The organism is Allobosea sp. P1_B10 (assembly GCF_056406735.1).
This window is the reverse complement of the sequence record NZ_JBFTZP010000013.1, coordinates 89,247-106,176: the sequence shown is the minus strand read 5'-3', so window position 1 is coordinate 106,176 and position 16,930 is coordinate 89,247. Positions and strand designations below refer to the sequence as shown.

Here is a 16,930-nt window from a genome sequence, read left to right as displayed (position 1 = left end):
AGGTCGAGATGGCCAGGAAGTTCGGCATGACCGACTTCATCAACCCGCGCGAGGTCGGCAACGACAAGGTCGTGCAGGCGATCGTCGACCTCACCGGCGGCGGGGCGGACTTCTCGTTTGATGCCACCGGCAACACCGATGTGATGCGCCAGGCGCTGGAATGCTGCCATCGCGGCTGGGGTGAATCGATCGTCATCGGCGTCGCCGAGGCCGGCAAGGAGATTGCGACCCGCCCGTTCCAGTTGGTCACCGGGCGCGTCTGGAAGGGCACGGCGTTCGGCGGCGCGCGCGGGCGCACCGATGTACCGAAAATCGTCGACTGGTACATGGAGGGCAAGATCAACATCGACGACCTGATCACGCACAAGCTCTCGCTCGACGAGATCAACACCGGCTTCGACCTGATGCATGAGGGCAAGTCGATCCGCAGCGTCGTCGTCTATTGAGCGGTCGCTTTCTGGCCTCATCAATGGGGCAGTGAGAGCGCCGGAATCGCCATTCGGCGTGGTTTCCGTCATGGTCGCCCTTGTGGCGACCATCCGCGTCCCTGCCGGCCCTAGATCACGGCTGGGACGTGGATTCCGGGGCCCAGCCCGGGCATGACGATAAAGGCGACCTTCCAGCGCGCGGCATCGAAAGGACACCCATGGAACTCCTCTCCAGCTCAAAGGCCTTTGGCGGCTCGCAGCGTGTCTATCGCCATGACAGCGTCGCCTGCGCCTGCCCGATGACCTTCGCGATCTTCCTCCCCCACCAGAGCGAGGAGCGCCCGGTTCCGCTGCTCTGGTATCTCTCGGGTCTGACCTGCACGCACCAGAACGTCATGGACAAGGGCGAGTACCGCGCCGCGGCAGCCGCCAACGGTATCGCCATCATCTGCCCCGACACCTCTCCGCGCGGCGAAAGCGTGCCTGACGAGCCCGACAACTGGCAGTTCGGCTCGGGCGCGGGCTTCTATCTCGACGCCACGCAGCAGCCCTATGCGAAGAACTATCGCATGGAGAGCTATATCCGCGACGAACTGCCCGATCTCGCCGCTCACCACTTCCCGCTCGACATGGGCCGGCAGGGTATCTTCGGCCATTCCATGGGCGGCCATGGCGCAATCACGCTCGCGCTGAAAAACCCGATGCGCTACGCCTCGGTCTCCGCCTTTGCGCCAATCACGCAGCCTTCCACCGCCGGCTGGTCGCGCCCGGCCCTGGAGAAATACCTGGGAACCGACGAGGCGGGCTGGCGGGCCTATGACTCGACCGCGCTGATCGCAGACGGGCATCGCGTCAAGGACCTGCTGGTCGACCAGGGGACCGCCGACGGTTTCCTCGAGGAGGGCTTGCGCCCGGCGTTGCTGGAACTGGCCTGTCTTCAGGCCGGCATCCCGCTCGAGCTCAACATGCGCGACGGCTACGACCACTCCTACAATTTCATCTCGACCTTCATGGCTCAGCACATCGCCTGGCACGCGCAGCGACTGGTGGCCTGAACGACGCTCCACCTGGAACGCGGAGAGCTCGACGACGTTGATTCCCCGCAGGCCCATGACCGGGTCCGGGGGTACGCACCATGTCGTCGACTGAACTGCTGACGGATCGCTCGCTGTTCACCCGCCTCTCGCAGGCGACGGCGCGCTGGGCCGGCAAGCCGGTCACCTTCGTCCTGGCGGTCGGCATCATCATCGCCTGGGGAATTTCGGGGCCGATCTTCGGCTTCAACGACACCTGGCAGCTGGTGATCAACACCTCGACCACCATCGTGACCTTCCTGATGGTGTTCATCATCCAGAACAGCCAGAACCGCGACACCGCCGCGATGCAGATCAAGCTGGACGAGTTGATCATCCGGCTCGAAGGCGCCCGCGAGGAGTTGATGGACCTCGAGGAGCTCGACGAGGACAAGATCGAGGCGATCCGCGCCGAATTCGAGAAGCGCGCCGCGAAGGCGCGCAGTGCGGGGACAATGGCCCCCACGTCGCCAATCAAGGGCGAAGCTGGCTCAGGCTAAATCGTCATTCCGAGCAGAGCGTAGCAATCCAGAAAAGTACAGCGCTCTGCCGCCCCTGGATTGCTTCGTCGCATGCGCTCCTCGCAATGACGGGAAGCTGTCAGACCACGACCGTCATGCCGCCATCGACCATCAGCAGATGGCCGTTGACGTAGTTCGACGCTTCCGCCGAAAGGAATATCGCCGCGCCGATCAGTTCCTTGGTCTCGCCCCAGCGACCGGCCGGGGTGCGGCTGCTGACCCAGGCCGAAAACGCCTCGTCGGCAATCAGCGCCTTGTTGATCTCGGTGGCGAAATAACCTGGGCCGATCGCGTTGACCTGGATGTTGTGTTTGCCGAGTTCGGCGGCCAACCCACGCGTCATCATCTTCACCGCGCCCTTCGAGGCGGTATAGGGCACGATGCTGGCGCGCCCGAGCTCGCTCATCACCGAGCCGATATTGATGACCTTGCCGCGGCCGCGCGGAACCATCCGCTTGGTCACCGCCTGCGCCACGTAGAACACCGAATGCAGGTTGGTCGCCATCACCTCGTGCCAGCCATCGACCGGGAACTCGGTGAAAGGCGCGCGCTTCTGCATGCCGGCATTATTGATCAGGATGTCGATCGGGCCGATCTCGGCCTCGATCTTCGCGACGCCCGCCTCGACGGCGGCGTGGTCGGTCACGTCGAACGGCGCGATCGAGACCTTGCGGCCGGTCGCCGCGATCACGGCGCGGGCGGCCTCGAGCTTGGCGGCATTGCGTCCGTTGAGCACGACATGCGCGCCGGCTTCCGAAAGTCCCTCGGCCAATGCCAGACCAATGCCCTGGCCCGAGCCGGTGATGAGGGCGACCTTGCCCTCAAGGCTGAACAGCGACAACGACATCGGCATATCTCCAGTTGGCAGTAATCGTCGGTGCGCATATTGCGTTTGCGCGGCGAACCCGTATTTCGGTAAGCACCTTTCAATCGATTAGACAACTGGCCGAAGCGGCCGCAATCTCTCGAAACCCTCATCCCGAGGAGCCGCGGTAGCGGGGCCATCACGGATATCCAGAGGGTCGCCCTGCGGCACCCGGAGACGCAAAGCCGGCGGCTTGCTCTGGGACGGAGGCAGACGATGCGGCAGGCCCGGCAGGATAGAGGAAAAATCATGCGCGCCGTCGTCATCCACTCCGAGAAGGATCTACGCGTCGAGGCAGCCAGCGTCGCGGAGATGGGCCCGCTCGACGTGCGCGTCCGCATCGAGGCCGGCGGCATCTGCGGCTCCGACCTGCACTACTACCTGCATGGCGGCTTCGGCACGATCCGGGTGCGCGAGCCGCTGATCCTGGGCCACGAGATCGCCGGCACTGTCGAGGCCGTGGGCGCCGAGGTTTCGCGCGTGAAGCCGGGCGATCGCGTCGCGGTCAATCCGAGCCGCGCCTGCGGCCACTGCCGCTATTGCCAGACCGGTCAGCAGCAGCACTGCACGGACATGCTGTTCTATGGCAGCGCCATGCGTTTCCCCCATGTGCAGGGCGGCTTCCGCGATGTGCTGGTGGTCGAGGAGCGCCAGGCCGTGAAGGTCGCGCCCGGCGTCAGCGCCGCGATGGCCGCCTTTGCCGAGCCCCTCTCTGTCTGCCTGCACGCGGCCAAGCGCGCCGGCCCGCTTCTGGGCAAGCGCGTACTCGTCACCGGCTCGGGCCCGATTGGCGTCCTCGCCATGGTCGCAGCCAAGGCAGCCGGTGCGGCCGAGATCGTTGCGACCGATGTCGTCGACGCTCCGCTTCCGACCGCACTGAAGATGGGCGCGACGCAGGCGATCAATGTCATGGCCGAGCCGGACCGGCTGAAGGCCGAGTATGGCGCCGACAAGGGCGCCTTCGACGTGATGTTCGAGGCCTCGGGCAACCAGCATGCCCTGACCGGAGCCTTCGACGTCGTGCGGCCCGGTGGCGTGATCGTGCAGATCGGCGTGGGCGGCAATTTCACGCTGCCGATGAACGTGCTCGTGGCCAAGGAATTCGACCTGCGCGGTTCCTTCCGCTTCCATGAGGAGTTCGACTGGGCCGTCGCGATGCTGGGCTCGGGCGCCATCGACCTGTCGCCGCTGCTGACCGCCTCCATCCCCGTCGACCGGGCCGTCGAGGCCTTCGATCTCGCCGCCGACAAGTCGCGGGCGATGAAGGTCCAGCTCGACTTCGCCTGAACCGCGCAGCGAGCCCTGAATCGAAACCGCCGCGCTGGCCTCCAGCGCGGCGGTTTCTCGTTGAACCCAGACCCTAGAAGAGGCCTTCGATCCGCCCTGCTCCGTCGATATGGATGCGCTCGGCGGCAGGCTCGCGCGGCAGGCCCGGCATGGTCATGATGTCTCCGCAGATCGCCACGACGAAGCCGGCTCCCGCCGAAAGCCTGACCTCGCGCACCGGCACCTGATGGCCGGAAGGCGCGCCGCGCAGCGTCGGGTCGGCCGAGAACGAGTACTGCGTCTTGGCGACGCAAACCGGCAGCGCACCATAGCCACCCGCTTCCAGTTCGGCGAAGCGGGCCCGCACCTTGGCACCTGCAACGAGGCCGGCAGCGCCGTAGATCTCGCGCGCAACCGTCTCCAGCTTCTCCCAGAGCGGCATCGCATCGGGATAGAGCGGCTCGAAATCGGCCTCGCCGCCTTCGGCCAGCGTCGCCACCTTGCGCGCGAGTTCCTCGGCGCCGGCCGCGCCCTCCGCCCAATGCCGACAGATCACAGCCTCCACACCGAGATGATTGCGGCAGAAGCTGGCGATCAGCGCATGTTCGGCGGCCGTATCGCTGCTGAAATTGTTGATCGCCACGATCGGCGGCACACCGAATTTGCGGATGTTCTCGACATGGCGGGCGAGATTGGCGAGGCCGGCCTCGACCGCAGCCAGGTTCTCCTTGCCGAGATCGTCCTTGGCGACGCCACCATGCATCTTCAGCGCGCGTACCGTCGCGACCACCACCGCGGCCGCCGGCTTAAGCCCCGCCTTGCGGCATTTGATGTCGAAGAACTTTTCCGCGCCGAGATCGGCACCGAACCCCGCTTCGGTCACCACGTAATCGGCGAGCTTGAGCGCCGCGCGCGTCGCGATCACCGAATTGCAGCCATGGGCGATGTTCGCGAAGGGTCCGCCATGGACGAAGGCGGGCGTGCCTGCCAGCGTCTGCACGAGATTGGGCATGAGCGCGTCCTTGAGCAGCACGCTCATGGCACCCGTCGCCTTGAGATCGCCGGCTGTCACCGGCCGCTTCTCGCGCCCGCGTCCGACAACAATCCGGCCGAGCCGCTTCTCGAGGTCGGCCATGTCGGTCGCCAGGCAGAAGATCGCCATGACCTCGGAGGCGACGGTGATGTCGAATCCGTCCTCGCGCGGAAAGCCGTTGCCGGCCCCGCCCAGCGAGGACACGATCGAGCGCAAGGCCCTGTCGTTCATGTCCATGACCCGGCGCCAGGTGACATGGCGGGTGTCGAAGCCCAGGCCGTTTCCCCAGTAGATGTGGTTGTCGACCATCGCCGCAAGCAGGTTGTGCGCGCTGGTGATGGCGTGGAAGTCGCCGGTGAAGTGCAGGTTGATCTGCTCCATCGGCACCACTTGCGCATGGCCGCCGCCGGCCGCGCCGCCCTTCATCCCGAAGGAGGGCCCCAGAGAAGGCTCGCGCAAGGCGATGATGCTGCGCTTGCCGATGCGCGCGAGGGCATCGCCGAGCCCGACCGTGGTCGTGGTCTTGCCCTCGCCCGCCGGCGTCGGGCTGATCGCGGTGACGAGGATGAGCTTGCCGTCGGGCTTGGCGGCGAAGCCGGGAATGGCGGAGGTATCGACCTTGGCGATGAACTTGCCATAGGGGCTCAGCGCGTCCTGCGGAATTCCGGCCTTTTCGGCAATAGCCGTGATCGGCTGTAGTGTCGCCGCGCGTGCAATCTCGATATCGGTCGGCATCGGGTCCCCTCATGGCGTGCCCGTGAACATCCCACCCATGAGCGTTCCGAAAGCGGGCGCGCTTTCGCGGGCGGGAGACTGCCGCGAAAGCGACCGGCCTGCCACTGCTTTCAAGGCTTTGCCAACAGTTCAGTCTCTGCCCGAACGTCATTTGACGCAGCCTCACGTCCGGATCGATGCTAGCAGCTCGGAGCTCTCGACCTCGGGCTCGACGAACCGATCGGCTGACTTGCGCGTCGGCTAGTGACGTGCCGCAATAGGCACCGGCGTTCGGGCTCCTGTCGATGGCATGGCGGTTCGGCCCGCGGGGGAGTGACTATGGCTAAACGGATTGGGCCGCATGGCGGCGGCGAGGTCGGCGCATTGCTGCGCGGCTGGTCCGGGCGGGAATGCGCGCTCGGCGCACCCCAGGATTGGCCAGACGTGCTGGCCTCGGCTGTGCAACTGATCCTGACCTCGCCGGCGCCCATGACCATTTTGTGGGGGGAGCCCGGCGTCCTGATCTATAACGATGCCTATTCGGTCATCGCCGGCGCCCGGCATCCCCAGATCCTGGGGCAGAGCGTGTTCGAGGCCTGGCCGGAGATCGCCGATTTCCATCGCATGGTGATGGCGCACGTCCAGAGGGGCGAGCCACTCTCCTATCGCGACCTGGATCTCGTCCTGCACCGAAACGGGGTTGCGGAAGACACCTGGCTGAATGTCGATTACGGCCCGATCTTCGATGAGACCGGCGCTGTCGCCGGTATCCTCGCCGCCGTCACGGAGACGACTGCGACCGTCAAGGCGGGCCTCGCCCGAGAAGCGGCCGAGCAGATGTTGCGCAAGCGCGAGCAGGAGCTTGCCCAGGTCCAGAAGATCGGCCGGATCGGCGGATTCGAGGTCGATCTGCGGACCGGTTTCCGGAACACCCGTTCGCCCGAGTACATGCTTCTCCACGGCCTCCCCCCCGAATCCGCGAATGAGACCCATGATGAATGGGTCCAACGCATCCACCCCCACGAGCGCGCCATGGTCGAGACGCATTTCAGGGAGACGATCGCCGGCACAACGCGCGACTATCACGCCGAGTACCGCATCATCCGCCCCTCCGATGGCGAAGTGCGCTGGATCGGCGCACTCGCGCAGATCGACCGCGACTACGACGGCTCGCCCCAGCGGCTCGTGGGCGCCCATATCGACATCACCGAGCGCAAGGAAGCGGAGGCTCAGCAGCGTCTGCTGATGCAGGAGCTGTCGCATCGCGTGAAGAACTCGCTCGCCATGGTGCAGGCGATCGCCTCGCAGACGCTTCGCAACGCGACATCCCTCGAGACCGCTCGGGTGACCTTTTCGGAAAGGCTGGCGGCCCTGTCGCGGGCGCATGACCTGCTCGTCGGCGGCGGTTGGGCCAATGCCGCGCTGTCGCAGGTCATCGAGAGCGTGGTCGCCATTCAAGGCGAGCCCGGGCGTTTCGCGATCCAGGGCCCCGAGGTCGTGCTGGGCCCCAAGGCGGCGCTCGCCCTCACCCTCATCCTCCACGAGCTCGCGACCAACGCGGTGAAATACGGCGCGCTGTCGAACGCGACCGGGCGCGTGGTATTGCACTGGCGTCTCGACGAGATCGACGGCGAGACCCAGTTCCGCCTGCGCTGGCAGGAGGAAGGCGGCCCTCCGGTCGTGGTCCCGACGCGACGCGGCTTCGGCTCGCGCCTGATCGAGCGCAGCTTCCCGACCGTGAAGGGCAGAACGCAGCTCGCGTTCCCGCCGGCCGGGATCGTCTTTACGCTGGACGCACCGGTCTCGGCCCTGAAGGACGACGACGAGGACAGCGCCTGAGGACTCGTTTCTCGCGGAGCGAGAAGGCCTGGATCGAACGCGTCGCCGGCTCAGGCCATCAGATGGGCATTCTGCGGATATAGGATCCTGCGCGCCTCGTCGTCCATTTCGGTCTTGAACGCGAAGCGTGTCTTGAGTGCCATCACCCGCTGCGCCGCCGGACGCGCCGAAATCTCGTCGAGATGGCGCTTGACGTTGGGCAGCCGCAAAAAAGCCTCGTCACCGAGCGCGAACGGGGCGCGGGTCGACCAGCCCCAGAGAGACATGTCGATCAACGTATAGCTGTCGCCCAGCATGTAGCGGTGCTTGGCCAGCCGCTCCTCGACGATGCCCCAATGCCGCTCGGCCTCGCGGGAATAGCGGTTGATGGCATAGGGAATCTTCTCCGGCGCCGCCCGGGTGAAGTGAACGGCCTGCCCGCAATAGGGGCCGATACCGGTTGCAATGAACATCAGCCAGGACAGCATCTGCGCCCGCGCCTCCGGCCTGTCGTCCGGCAGGAACTGGCCGGTCTTCTCCGCGAGGTAGAGCAGGATGGCGCTGCTGTCGAAGATGGTCGCGTCGCCATCCGTCAGTGCCGGCGTCTTGGCATTGGGATTGATCGCGAGGAATTCCGGCTTGAACTGGTCGCCCTTTCGGGTGTCGACGGGCACGATCTCGTAGGGCAGCCCGGCCTCTTCCAGGAAGAGCGCGACTTTGTCGGGATTGGGCGACGGATGGTAGTAGAATCTGATCATCGATGAACTCCCTGAAACCGGCCGCCACAGCCACTTATAGCGCTGGACGACGGCCGGCCAAGTGTCCACCCGCGTTCTCGCCCACAGCAGGCGGCTGTGCTATCCGCCTTGCGCCCGTCGATAGGCCTGAAGGATTTGCGATATGCCAAAACGCCCCGTGATGCTGATGATCCTCGACGGCTGGGGCTGGCGCGAGGAGGCCCGGGACAATGCCGTCCTGCTGGCCGACACTCCGAATTTCGATCGTTTCTGGGCAACCTCGCCGCACGCATTCCTGACGACTTCGGGCCTCGATGTCGGCCTGCCCGGCGGGCAGATGGGTAACTCCGAGGTAGGGCACCTCAATCTCGGCGCCGGCCGCGTGGTGATGCAGGACCTGCCGCGCATCAACCAGGCGATCGCAGACGGATCGATCGAGGCGGCGCTGGAACAGTCGGGCCTGCTCGCCGCACTGAAGGCGAGCGGCGGCACCTGCCATCTGCTCGGCCTGGTCTCGCCCGGCGGCGTCCATGCGCATCAGGAGCACGCGGTCGCGCTGGCGCAGATCCTGGTCCGCCACGGAATTTCCGTCAGCGTGCATGTCTTCACCGACGGCCGAGACACGCCCCCGCAATCGGCAGCGGCGTATGTGGCCGCCTTCAGCGCAGCCCTGCCGCAAGGCGCGCGCATCGCGACGCTGTCGGGCCGCTATTACGCGATGGACCGCGACAACCGCTGGGAACGTGTCGAGCAGGCCTGGCGCGCCATCGTGCTCGGCGAAGGGCGCCCCTTTGCCGATGCACAAGCCGCCATTGCCGATGCCTATGCCAGCGGAACAACCGACGAGTTCATCCTCCCGGCCGTGATCTCCGGCTATGCCGGCATCCGCGATGGCGATGGGCTGCTCAGCTTCAACTTCCGTTCCGACCGCATCCGCGAGATCCTGGCTCCGATGCTGCAGCCGGGCTTCAGCGGTTTCGAGCGGCCGCGCCGTCCGCTGCTCGCCAAGGCCGTGAGCATGACGGCCTACAGCGCCGAGCTCAGCCCGCTGATGCCTGCACTGTTCCAGCCTCAGACACTCGCCAACGGCCTCGGCGAAACCGTGTCCAAGGCAGGCCTGGCGCAGGTCCGGATGGCGGAGACGGAGAAATACCCCCACGTCACCTACTTCTTCAACGGCGGCGAGGAGACGCCCTATCCCGGCGAGGACCGCGTCATGGTGCCCTCCCCCAAGGTCGCGACCTATGATCTCCAGCCGGAGATGTCGGCACCCGAACTGACCCAGCGTGCCGTGGAGGCCATCGGATCGGGCCGCTACGACCTTGTCGTGCTCAACTTCGCCAACCCCGACATGGTCGGCCATACCGGCGTGCTGGCGGCGGCGATCAAGGCGGTCGAGACAGTCGATGCCGGGCTCGGGCAAATTGCCGAAGCGGTCATCGCGGCGGGCGGGGCGGTGCTCGTCACCGCCGACCATGGCAATTGCGAACTGATGGTCGACCCGGTCACCGGCGAGCCCCATACGGCCCACACCACGAATCCCGTCCCGATCATGCTGATCGGCGGCGACGCCTCTGCGTTAGCCGATGGCCGGCTCGGCGACATCGCGCCGACGCTTCTGGCCCTGATGGGGTTGCCGCAGCCTGCCGAGATGACCGGCCGTTCGCTGCTGCGCTGAGTCGAAAAGCGAAACGGCGCGGACCTGGGTCCGCGCCGTCGTCGATGGACGCGATCTCTCGCGATATCAGTATTTGCGGATCGTGGGAGCCGGTGCGAAGGCGACCGGACGCTCGGTCGGGCCGCAGCAATCGGGCTCGCCGAAATTCCAGCGCATGCCGATCTTGATGTCGTGGCTCTCGAGGTTCTTGGCCTTCAGCGGGGTGTAGCTCTCCGGCAGGAAGGCATTCTGGATATGGCCGGACTGCGCATCGCCGAGGTTCAGGTAGCGATACCCGACTTCGAGGGTGAGGTTCTTGTTCACCTCGTAGCCGAGACCGGCCATGAGCGCCCAGGCGACACCCGACTTGCTGCCGCTGCCAGCCGTGCCCAGCGTTGCCGAGGACGGACCGCCGGCATAGACGATGCCCTGGTCGGTCATGCCGCCGATGCGGTTGTTGGCGTAGCCGATACCGGCGCCGATATAGGGCGTCAGGCAGTTCCAGGTGCCCAGATCGACGTAGCCGTTGAAGAGCGCCACCATTGAGGTGACATTGCCCTTGTAGGTATTCGTCTGCTGAACGTTGGTGAAGCCGTTGCTGTAGGTCAGGTAGTCGTTGACGCCGACGGTCGCGCCACCGCGATACTCAAAGGTGCCGTCGATACGGAACCAGTTGTTGAAGCGATAGCCGACACCCGCGCCTGCGAAGACCGAGTGGCTCTCGCTGTCCCCGAAGAAGCTGCCGCCGGCATTGATGACGTCGCGCTGCTCGTATTTCTGGATCTTCAGCTGGCCGACGCCGAAATCGCCGCGCAGGTAGATGCCGCTGCTGATCGAACCCTTGAGGCCCAGCGGTTCCGGCGGCGGCGGGGGCGGATAGCCGAGATCGGCGGCATTGGCTAGCGCGGAGGCGCCGACAGCCATCGCGCCCGCCAGCGCAAGAGTCTTCAGGCTGCCCATGGCAGTATCCTTCGTGTTTGCGCGACGCCAAGGAACGCAGCTCGCGCGAGTTACCGATGGGAAGGACGATGCCAGATATTTCTTAAACGAGGCTTAACCCTAACCTTTAACCTCAAGAAAGCCTGAACTTCTCCTTTATACTTGCCGAATAGTTAACGCGGAAACCGCGAGGCAAGCGCCCTCGCACAGCGCGGAAGGCGCCGTATCGGCTCGTTGGAGAGCTGGAAAGATGCGGGGCGACGCGCGAAACCGACGTCGCAATGATGTCGGCGGGGGCTGCCCGCGCTTAGGCGGCAGCCTTGGTCACGGCATCGACGACATCGTCGACCGCGCGCATGACGAGGTCGCGGTCATCGCCCTCGGCCATCACGCGGATCAGCGGCTCTGTGCCCGACGGACGGATCACCAGGCGCCCGCTTGAACCCAGCAACTGGCGCGCCGCCTCGATGGCGTTGACCACGGGCTGCTCCTTGAGCGGCTGCCCCTGCTTGTAGCGCACGTTCTTGAGGATCTGCGGCACCGGTTCGAAGCAGTGGCAGATCTCCGAGACCGGCTTGTCCATGCGCTTGACCACAGCGAGCAGTTGCAGCGCCGCGACAAGCCCGTCGCCGGTCGTGGCGTAGTCGGACAGGATGATGTGGCCGGACTGCTCACCGCCGAGATTGAAGCCGTTGGCGCGCATGTGTTCGAGCACATAGCGATCGCCCACCGCAGTGCGTGCCAGCGAAAGGCCGAGCCCGGCCAGGTAGCGCTCGAGACCGAGATTGGACATCACCGTCGCGACGATGCCTGGCGCCGACAGGCGGCCGTCCTCCAGCCAGGACCGTGCGATCACCGCCATGAGCTGGTCGCCATCAACGGCCTGCCCCTGCTCGTCGACGATCAGCACCCGGTCGGCATCGCCGTCGAGCGCGATCCCGATATCGGCGCGCAATTCGCGCACCTTGGCGATCAGCGCGTCGGGCGAGGTCGAGCCGACATCCTTGTTGATGTTGAAGCCGTCGGGTTCGACGCCGATCGCGATGACCTCAGCGCCAAGCTCCCAGAGCGCCTCGGGGGCGACCTTGTAGGCCGCGCCATTGGCGCAATCGACGACGATGCGCAGGCCTTCCAGGCTCATGTTGCGCGGCAGGGTGTGCTTGGCGGATTCGATATAGCGCGCGTGTACGCTGTCGATGCGCTTGGCCCGCCCGAGCTTCGGCGAGGCCGACAGCCGGGGCGCCATGTCGGAGTCGATCAGCGCCGCGATCTCGGCCTCGACCTCGTCGTTGAGCTTGTAGCCGTCGGGACCGAACAGCTTGATTCCGTTGTCCTCATAGGCGTTGTGCGAGGCCGAGATCATGACGCCAAGATCGGCGCGCATCGACCGTGTCAGCATCGCCACCGCCGGCGTCGGCATCGGGCCGAGCAGCATCACGTCCATGCCCACTGAGGTGAAGCCGGCGACCATGGCGTATTCGATCATATAGCCCGACAGGCGGGTATCCTTGCCGATGACGACGCGGTGCCGGTACTCGCCCCGCCGGAAGGCGATGCCGGCGGCCTGGCCGACCTTGAGCGCGAGATCAGGCGTGATCACGCCATTGGCGCGACCACGGATGCCATCGGTTCCAAAGTATTTGCGTGTCATTTCAAATCCGTCCGGGCGGCGCGAGGCGCGCGATCTGGCCCTGTTCTATAGCCGCAATTGGTTTCTGCCTTCTCACGATTTGTGACGAATCCTATCGGCTGGCTGCTCCGGGGCGCTGGGGGCCGCAGCGCAAAACGAAAGAGGCGGCCCGCAGGCCGCCTCGTCCAGTTATCCAATCCGCCTGCGGTCAAACCTGCGGCTGCGGCTCCAGCGGCGCATCAGGCTCGCCGCGCTTGCGACCCTTGCCGGCGCTCGGAACGGCCGAGCCGCGTGGCGCATGCGGGGTGTCGTCGGCCTCGCGCGTCGGGCGCTTGCCGGCGATCAGGTCGCGGATCTCGTCGCCGGTCAGCGTCTCGAACTCGAGCAGCGCCTCGGCTACCGCGACGAACTGCTCGTGATGTTCGGTCAGGATTGCGGTCGCGTCGAGATAGCCCTGATGCACGAGCTTGCGCACCTCGGAGTCGATCTTCTGGGCGGTCGCTTCCGACAGGCTCTGGGTACGGCCCATCGACATGCCCAGGAACACTTCCTCCTGGTTGTCGCCATAGGCGACCATGCCGAGTTCCTTCGAGTAGCCCATCTGCGTGACCATGGCCTTGGCCATCTTTGTCGCCTGCTGGATGTCGCCGGTCGCGCCCGAGGTGACGTTCTCCATGCCGAAGGTCATCTCCTCCGCGACGCGACCACCCATGGCGACTGCGAGCTGCGAGGTGAATTCCTTGTACTTCATCGAGTAGCGATCGCCTTCCGGCAGGAACTTGACCATGCCCAGCGCACGTCCGCGCGGGATGATCGTTGCCTTGTGTACCGGGATGCCGGCCGGGACATAGAGACCGACGATGGCGTGGCCGGCCTCGTGATAGGCGGTCAGCTTCTTCTCTTCCTCCGACATCGCCATGGATTTGCGCTCTGCGCCCATCATGACCTTGTCCTTGGCGTCCTCGAACTCGGCATGGGTGACCATGCGCTTGGCGCGACGCGCCGCGAGCAGGGCCGCCTCGTTGACGAGGTTCATCAGATCCGCGCCCGAGAAGCCCGGGGTACCACGTGCCAGGATCTTGAGGTCGACGTCGGGCGCCAGCGGCACCTTGCGGACATGGACCTTCAGGATCTTCTCGCGGCCGGCAACGTCGGGGTTCGGCACCACGATCTGGCGATCGAAGCGGCCCGGACGCAGCAGCGCGGGATCGAGCACGTCGGGACGGTTGGTGGCGGCGATGATGATCACGCCTTCATTCGCCTCGAAGCCGTCCATCTCGACCAGAAGCTGGTTCAGCGTCTGCTCGCGCTCGTCATTGCCGCCGCCGAGACCGGCGCCGCGATGACGGCCGACAGCGTCGATTTCGTCGATGAAGATGATGCAGGGCGCGTTCTTCTTGGCCTGTTCGAACATGTCGCGGACACGGCTGGCGCCGACGCCGACGAACATCTCGACGAAATCCGAACCCGAGATGGTGAAGAACGGCACATTGGCTTCACCCGCGACAGCGCGTGCCGTCAGGGTCTTGCCGGTGCCGGGAGGGCCGACCAGCAGCACACCGCGCGGAATACGTCCGCCGAGACGCTGGAACTTCTGGGGGTCTCGCAGGAACTCGACGATCTCCTGGAGGTCTTCCTTGGCCTCGTCGATACCAGCGACATCTTCGAAGGTGACGCGGCCATGCGCTTCGGTGAGGAGTTTGGCCTTGGACTTGCCGAACCCCATGGCGCGGCCCGCACCGTTCTGCATCTGGCGGGACATGAAGATCCACAGGCCGATGAAGATGACGAAGGGCAGCGAGTTCACGAGCAGCGCGACGAACCAGGGCGTGCCCTCTGACGGTGCACGGGCCGAGACCTGAACGCCCTTCTGGGCCAGCGTCTTGAGCAGGGCCGGGTCGCCATAGGGAGCATAGGTCACGAAGGTCCGGCCATCGGAGAAGCTGCCGGAGATCTCCTGGCCTGCGACCACCACATTGGCGATGCGGCCGGCCTCCGACTCATTGATGAGCTGGCTGTAGGGGATCTCGTTCGTGCTGGCACGCTGGCTCGGGCTCTGGAACAGCGTCACGAGCGCCAGCACCAGGAGGAAGATCACCACCCAGAGGGCGAAATTTCGGAAATTCGGATTCATCATCTGTCCGATCAGGCCACCGGGAAGCGCCGGAGAGGCCGGGGGTTTGCCAAGCTAATCTAGGTGGCGCATGCCCCCTTGCCAAGGGAAACGGGGCAAATGCCACGACCTTATGATGGCGAAGGGTGAATGCCGCGCTTCCGCACCGGCTCGCGCCGCACCTCGAGTACTCCGTCGCGCCGCAGCGCCAGCACGCAGCCCGACAGCGTCCGCGTCATTGCGTCCCCTGCACGCACCGCTTCCCGCAGCGCAGCAAGGCAGGCTTCCAGCCGCTCAAGCCGCCCCAGCCTGTCACCGGCGACCCGGTCGAGCGCCCGTGCGACGACCCGCAAGGCTATCTCTTCGGGTTCGTCGAGCAAGGCCTGGAATCGCAGCGCGACGGTGTCGGACGCCGCATCTTCGTGAGCCAGTTCCGGCCAGAGGCGCTGGGCGCGCTGCGCCAGCGCGTCGTCCATGCGTGCGATCCGGCTCGCCAGTTGCCCGAGACGCCCGGCATCGAGCCCGGCTTCCGCCAGCGTCGGCATCAGCATCCGCCAGCGCACGCGCTCGAAGCTCCGGTTGGCGTTGCTGGGGTCCTGCGCGAAGGCAAGTCCGCGCGACTCGACGGTCGCGACCAGCCTGTCCTTCCCGACGGAGAGCAGCGGCCGGGCAATGACGAACCCGTCGCGCATGACCCGCGCCCGCATGCCTGCAAGCCCCGAAGGCCCCGAGCCGTGCGCCATCCGCATCATCAGCGTCTCGGCCTGGTCATCGAGCGTGTGGGCGGTAACGATCACCGCGCCACCCAGCCGCTTCGCCTCAATCGCCAGAAGTTCGTAGCGCGCCGAGCGCGCGCGCGCCTGCAGGGCCGTTTCGGGCTTGTCGCCCTGCCAGGTCAGTATCGCGTGTGGCACGCCTAGCCTGCCACAGAGTTCCGTGACCGCCCTCGCCTCTCCGGCGGACGCCTCGCGCAGGCCGTGGTCGACTGTGGCGGCGGCGATGCGCGGGCGGCCAGAGTATCCGGCCCATTCGCACAGCAGGGCAAGAAGAGCGACGGAGTCAGGCCCGCCGGAAACCGCGACCAGCAGGGCCTGTTCATGAACGAGCCCGGCAAAGAGCGTCTCTGCCTCGGCGGCGGTGACCGGGGCGGGTGCAACGACGATCGTGGCCGGCCCGCTCACGCGCAGCCGGAACGCCGGCGCTCGCGCTGGACGCCCTGGCGCACGGCGTTGGAGGCCGCGGGATAGTCGACATTCACCTTGGCGTAGGTGGCGCAGGCCTGGTCCTTGGCGCCGAGCCCGTTAAGCGCCATGCCCAGCCGGAGCAGGCTGTCGGGCGCCTTCGCCGAACGCGGATTTTCACGCGAGATCTTCAGGAACTGCTCGGCCGCCTCGCGATAGCGCTGGCGCTGGAGATAGCTCTCGCCGAGCCAATAGGTCGCATCGGCCGCAAGCCGGTCGCGCGGAAAGCTCTGCAGGAACTGCCGGAAGCCCATCTCGGCCTGCTCGTATTCCTTGCGCAGCACGGAAGCATAGGCGAGGTCGTAGGTCTCCTTGGCGGAAGTGGCTCCACCGGTTGCCGCCACGCTCTGGCCGCGCGGCGCGCCCTGCGGCAGCCCGCCCTGCGGCACGACACGGCCGACACCCTGAAGATCGAGGGGCCCCTGGCCGGGGCCGCCTGCGACGTCATCCTCGATGATGTCGCCGATCCCACCGTTCAGGGAGCGCGGAGCACCGGCGGCGCCCTGCTGCTGCGTCGGGTCGAAGGCGTCGCTGCGGCGCTGGCGCTGTGCCGGAGGTGCGGCCGGCGCGGCAGACGGCGCAGCGCCACCCGCACGCGCTCCGCCACGCTCGCTGAGGCGGAAGTCGACGTCTTCCTGGAACTTGCGCAACTGCTCGCTCAGCCGCTTGTTCTCGAATTGCAGCTGTTCGATCTGCCCCGAAAGCTGGCGCATCTGGTTCTCGAGACGGCCGGTGCGGATCGTGAGGTCCGAGACGTCCTGCGCCGAAGCCCCGGAGGCAAACCAGCCGGTCGCCAGGAGCGCCAGGCACATGGCGCCGAGGTTGCGGGAAATGGCGGTGCGGAAGATCATCACAATAACCAGTCTGCCAGCGAAGCTGGCCTATAACATGCGGC

The 16,930-nt window shown here is 66.1% G+C and carries 14 protein-coding genes; 6 read left to right on the top strand and 8 right to left on the bottom strand.

Annotated elements, in window-relative coordinates:
• The 3 genes from AC1D2L_RS21720 to AC1D2L_RS21710 form a co-directional block, all read left to right on the top strand.
• Positions 1-446, top strand: a 446-nt coding sequence (locus tag AC1D2L_RS21720; protein WP_476847974.1) for a zinc-binding dehydrogenase, incomplete at its 5' end; no start/stop codon positions are given.
• A 200-nt stretch (positions 447-646) separates the two neighbouring features.
• The gene (fghA, locus tag AC1D2L_RS21715; RefSeq protein WP_476847973.1) at positions 647-1,483 is read left to right on the top strand and encodes an S-formylglutathione hydrolase; all 837 of its coding nucleotides are present in this window, start codon (positions 647-649) and stop codon (positions 1,481-1,483) included.
• A gap of 80 nt (positions 1,484-1,563) precedes the next feature.
• Positions 1,564-2,001, top strand: a complete 438-nt coding sequence (locus tag AC1D2L_RS21710; RefSeq protein WP_476847972.1) for a low affinity iron permease family protein — start codon at positions 1,564-1,566, stop codon at positions 1,999-2,001.
• 100 nt (positions 2,002-2,101) lie between these two features.
• Here AC1D2L_RS21710 and AC1D2L_RS21705 read toward each other — a convergent pair whose 3' ends face one another.
• Positions 2,102-2,869 (bottom strand): SDR family oxidoreductase, encoded by a 768-nt coding sequence (locus AC1D2L_RS21705; protein ID WP_476847971.1) that lies wholly within the window; start codon positions 2,867-2,869, stop codon positions 2,102-2,104.
• Between the two features lie 267 nt (positions 2,870-3,136).
• On the opposite strand from AC1D2L_RS21705, the gene AC1D2L_RS21700 reads away from it, so the two are divergent.
• On the top strand, positions 3,137-4,174 hold the full coding sequence (locus tag AC1D2L_RS21700) for an L-idonate 5-dehydrogenase (RefSeq protein ID WP_476847970.1): 1,038 nt from the start codon (positions 3,137-3,139) through the stop codon (positions 4,172-4,174).
• Positions 4,175-4,247: 73 nt separating this feature from the next.
• Here AC1D2L_RS21700 and AC1D2L_RS21695 read toward each other — a convergent pair whose 3' ends face one another.
• Complete coding sequence (locus AC1D2L_RS21695) at positions 4,248-5,921, bottom strand: formate--tetrahydrofolate ligase (protein ID WP_476847969.1); 1,674 nt, start codon at positions 5,919-5,921, stop codon at positions 4,248-4,250.
• A 318-nt stretch (positions 5,922-6,239) separates the two neighbouring features.
• Between AC1D2L_RS21695 and AC1D2L_RS21690 the strand changes: the two genes are divergently transcribed.
• Positions 6,240-7,739: a sensor histidine kinase gene (locus AC1D2L_RS21690; RefSeq protein WP_476847968.1), complete on the top strand. Its 1,500-nt coding sequence runs from the start codon at positions 6,240-6,242 to the stop codon at positions 7,737-7,739.
• 50 nt (positions 7,740-7,789) lie between these two features.
• Here the strand turns inward: AC1D2L_RS21690 and AC1D2L_RS21685 are convergent, their stop codons facing one another.
• Positions 7,790-8,476 (bottom strand): glutathione S-transferase family protein, encoded by a 687-nt coding sequence (locus AC1D2L_RS21685; RefSeq protein WP_476847967.1) that lies wholly within the window; start codon positions 8,474-8,476, stop codon positions 7,790-7,792.
• A 142-nt stretch (positions 8,477-8,618) separates the two neighbouring features.
• Here AC1D2L_RS21685 and gpmI point away from each other — a divergent pair, with 142 nt between their 5' ends.
• Positions 8,619-10,133 (top strand): 2,3-bisphosphoglycerate-independent phosphoglycerate mutase, encoded by a 1,515-nt coding sequence (gene gpmI / locus AC1D2L_RS21680; protein ID WP_476847966.1) that lies wholly within the window; start codon positions 8,619-8,621, stop codon positions 10,131-10,133.
• Positions 10,134-10,199: 66 nt separating this feature from the next.
• Here gpmI and AC1D2L_RS21675 read toward each other — a convergent pair whose 3' ends face one another.
• The 5 genes from AC1D2L_RS21675 to ybgF all read right to left on the bottom strand — a co-directional run bounded on the left by AC1D2L_RS21675 (position 10,200) and on the right by ybgF (position 16,886).
• Positions 10,200-11,072 (bottom strand): outer membrane protein, encoded by an 873-nt coding sequence (locus AC1D2L_RS21675; protein ID WP_476847965.1) that lies wholly within the window; start codon positions 11,070-11,072, stop codon positions 10,200-10,202.
• Between the two features lie 286 nt (positions 11,073-11,358).
• Positions 11,359-12,702, bottom strand: a complete 1,344-nt coding sequence (gene glmM, locus AC1D2L_RS21670) for a phosphoglucosamine mutase (protein WP_476847964.1) — start codon at positions 12,700-12,702, stop codon at positions 11,359-11,361.
• A gap of 187 nt (positions 12,703-12,889) precedes the next feature.
• Complete coding sequence (gene ftsH / locus AC1D2L_RS21665; protein ID WP_476847982.1) at positions 12,890-14,815, bottom strand: ATP-dependent zinc metalloprotease FtsH; 1,926 nt, start codon at positions 14,813-14,815, stop codon at positions 12,890-12,892.
• Positions 14,816-14,925: 110 nt separating this feature from the next.
• Positions 14,926-15,975, bottom strand: a complete 1,050-nt coding sequence (gene tilS, locus AC1D2L_RS21660; protein WP_476847963.1) for a tRNA lysidine(34) synthetase TilS — start codon at positions 15,973-15,975, stop codon at positions 14,926-14,928.
• Complete coding sequence (gene ybgF, locus AC1D2L_RS21655) at positions 15,972-16,886, bottom strand: tol-pal system protein YbgF (RefSeq protein WP_476847962.1); 915 nt, start codon at positions 16,884-16,886, stop codon at positions 15,972-15,974. Before ybgF ends, tilS begins: the two co-directional genes overlap by 4 nt.
• Between the last annotated feature and the right edge of the window lie 44 nt (positions 16,887-16,930).